The organism is Enterobacter sp. LM3 (assembly GCF_046622475.1).
Taxonomy (GTDB): Bacteria; Pseudomonadota; Gammaproteobacteria; order Enterobacterales; family Enterobacteriaceae; genus Enterobacter; species Enterobacter cloacae_P.
Genome location: NZ_JBJURN010000039.1, coordinates 1 through 422, shown reverse-complemented (window position 1 = coordinate 422; position 422 = coordinate 1). Strand labels below are relative to the sequence as shown.

The 422-nt window shown below is 50.9% G+C and carries 1 protein-coding gene; it reads left to right on the top strand.

Annotated features, from left to right (window positions below; translation table 11 throughout):
* Positions 1-271 (top strand): phage tail assembly protein T (locus tag ACJ9N4_RS20710; RefSeq protein ID WP_411500773.1); only part of this gene is annotated, 271 nt, incomplete at its 5' end.
* Between the last annotated feature and the right edge of the window lie 151 nt (positions 272-422).

The window sequence follows — 422 nt, the reverse complement described above, 5'->3', positions numbered from 1 at the left end:
TGGCATGACTTCAACAGAATACGGCGACTGGAAGATATTCTACCGGGACAACTTCTTTCATGATGTGCAGCTGGATGCTCACTTCTCCAGCCTGCTCTACACCATCTCAACCCTGTTTTTTGCCGATCCGGAATTATCCCCGGACAGTTTCAGCATTCTTTCCCCTGAACCGGAATCCATCGACATCGATGATCCGGATGACGATACGCTGATGGCGAAGGCTGAAGGTATTTCAGGAGGCGTGCGCTATGGCCCAGACGGCAGTCGGTGATCTGGTCGTTAACCTTGACGTTAACTCGACGAAATTTAACGAGCAGCTCAACTACGTCAAAAAAGAATTAAAACAGACCGGCAATGCGGCGAATGACGAAGCTTTACGGATCCAGCAGTCCTTCAGCCGCCAGGAGAATGCCGCGCGTAAG